The sequence below is a fragment of the Nostoc sp. genome, from assembly GCF_035638895.1.
GTDB lineage: Bacteria > Cyanobacteriota > Cyanobacteriia > Cyanobacteriales > Nostocaceae > Nostoc.
Window position 1 is genome coordinate 1 of the sequence record NZ_DASQZC010000552.1, and the last position, 2,415, is coordinate 2,415.

The 2,415-nt window shown below is 39.2% G+C and carries 3 protein-coding genes; all 3 read right to left on the minus strand.

Going from position 1 to position 2,415, the window contains the following annotated elements:
• Positions 1–695, minus strand: a 695-nt coding sequence (locus VE944_RS27130) for an ABC transporter ATP-binding protein (protein ID WP_324984576.1), incomplete at its 3' end; no start/stop codon positions are given.
• A gap of 285 nt (positions 696–980) precedes the next feature.
• The gene (locus tag VE944_RS27135; RefSeq protein WP_324984578.1) at positions 981–1,274 is read right to left on the minus strand and encodes a hypothetical protein; all 294 of its coding nucleotides are present in this window, start codon (positions 1,272–1,274) and stop codon (positions 981–983) included.
• A gap of 788 nt (positions 1,275–2,062) precedes the next feature.
• Positions 2,063–2,415, minus strand: a 353-nt coding sequence (locus VE944_RS27140) for a choice-of-anchor I domain-containing protein (RefSeq protein WP_324984581.1), incomplete at its 5' end; no start/stop codon positions are given.

Consider the following 2,415-nt stretch of genomic DNA (forward strand, 5'->3'; position numbering starts at 1 on the left):
CCGTTGTACATCACGCCAATGCGATCGCAATACTCAGCCACCATTGCTAAATCATGAGAAATCAGCAACAATCCCATGTTTTCTTCACCGCACAGACGAGTTAATTCTTTTAATATCTGTGCGGAAACGGTGACATCTAAACTGGTGGTGGGTTCATCGGCAACAATTAACTTGGGGTTGAGGAGTAAAGCTAAAGCGATCGCTACCCGTTGGCGCATTCCACCGCTAAACTCGTGAGGATACTGATTCCAGCGACTAGCTGGAATATTCACCTTTGCCAAGGTAGCAAGTGCTTTTTCTTTGGCTTCCCGGGTTGATAATTCTGGTGAGTGCGCCTGGAGGGTTTCGATACAATGCTTACCAATCGTCATTAGCGGATCGAGGCGTGTCATGGGATCTTGAAAAATTAAGGCGATCGTCTCTCCCCGAAATTTCCGCAATTGTTTAGGCATCAAGTCAAACACCGACTGTCCTTGAAATGTCACCCGTCCCTCAATCTGACTAGAGGCTGGTAGTAAACGCATTACTGCCCGTCCTATAGTTGACTTACCACAACCCGATTCTCCCACCAACCCCATTCTTTCACCTGGTTGCAAGGTGAAAGATACATCATCAACCGCCCAGGTTGCTTCTTCTCCACTCCGCGCAGGATAGGCAACTCGCAAATTTTCGATACAGAATAAGGCTTCACTCATAGTTTAGTTATCAGCCCTGAGCTACCAGTTTTTATAATTTCAAATTTAAGATAGTCTATCAGATTAGTATTAAACCTTCGTTGTGCGAACACCTTTATTGTTTTAGCGTAGGCATAGCCTCTACAAAAGAAACCTTGAAGCTAAATTAACCTAATCTATCTATCGGCAACCAACCCAAAGGGAACTACGAGAGCCGCCAATCTTCTATCATACTGATTTATACTGCTTGTCTCAACTTTTATCCGTTCATCTAGGAGACAAGCAAGTATTTTACTATTAAGCTAATTAATGTTCATGATCTTGATGATAATCATTTAGTCCTTGCTCAGTTTCTAATAGCCGTGAAATAAGCACATCTGCTTTTCTACTAATAACAGACCTAACTTTATCAATAGCAACTACTTCACTGATTTTGACAACCATTTCCCAGAGAGTATCCTCCTCTGTATCTTTGTTGTAAGTTCTATGTTTAAACCACAACATATCATCCCAAACTCCGATAACTGTGGCGAAATACCATTTGTCTCGTACTAATATCCAGATTTCTTGTTCTAAGTAAGTTTGTAGAAGAGGTTTCACAATGAGTAAGATAATGCGAAATATTGTGCTACATATTAAGTAAGTATTAACAGTAAGACAACAGTTAAAATACTGATATATTTTAGTGTAAATTATATTTATCTATTTTAAAGATTAGTAAACCAACTGTATGCAAACTGGGGTTTTGCCAATAGCTAAGTTAGTGATTTTATTATTTTGATAAAGACTGCCTGTATAAAATACAATTTTATGATTTAGTATTGACTGTTACAGACTAGAATATCTACTACAGCATTATCACTGAACCCGATCGACACCATTCCTAAACTAATAATTTAGGTGATGCATTGCCAAGGGTGCGGGCTATCCGCGCAATCTAACAGGGCTGTTTCTTTCTCAGCCACCTTAAATGAATAATTCTGAGGACAGTTCACAGGATAACGATTAACCTACTACTCCCAAGCAGCACCAAAATTGCATATTTATTCTTGAAAATTCTCTCTATGGCGATCGCTGTGGAGAATTATCTTTTTTAGGTGCGGAAGTTGTGTCGGGCATCACCGTGCCGAAAGAGATAATTTGTACGCTTTGGCTAAAACCAAGATTGGACAAGCTTTACAAAAAGTGCTGTCTACCATCAAATTTGTGAAATAACTATGGTTATGCTGCTAGTTTTGATCTAGTTTGAACGAAAAATCGTCGTTTCAGGCACAAGAAATTTTCGATTCGTACTATTTTCCCGGATTGGCACGGTGATGCCGAATTTGACAAAAAGGAAAAAATAAATTATTTTCCATTTCAACTCTCTATAGTTATTGTTGAGAGTTCTAATTCTTGTGCTTAAATTTCAGAATGCCCATTACAGCAGTTGCCAAAAATCCAAAGATAGTTCCAGGCTCAGGTACAGATTTTACATCATCAATTGAGAAAATTGTTGTACTTCCACTGACCTCATTAGCTGTCACCAACAAAGGTTTACCATTGGGACTATTAACGGCTGGGATAAATAATAGACCTTCTGGCCCTAAGTCCCCTACCTCTGGATTAGTTTTATCGTTTATGGTTGGACTAACTGTGAAATCACGATTGTTAGCGTAGTTAACGAAAGTAGGATTGAGTGGATCGGTAATATCATAAACCATCACACCACTAATACGCTCTAACCCAACAAAAGCGTAAA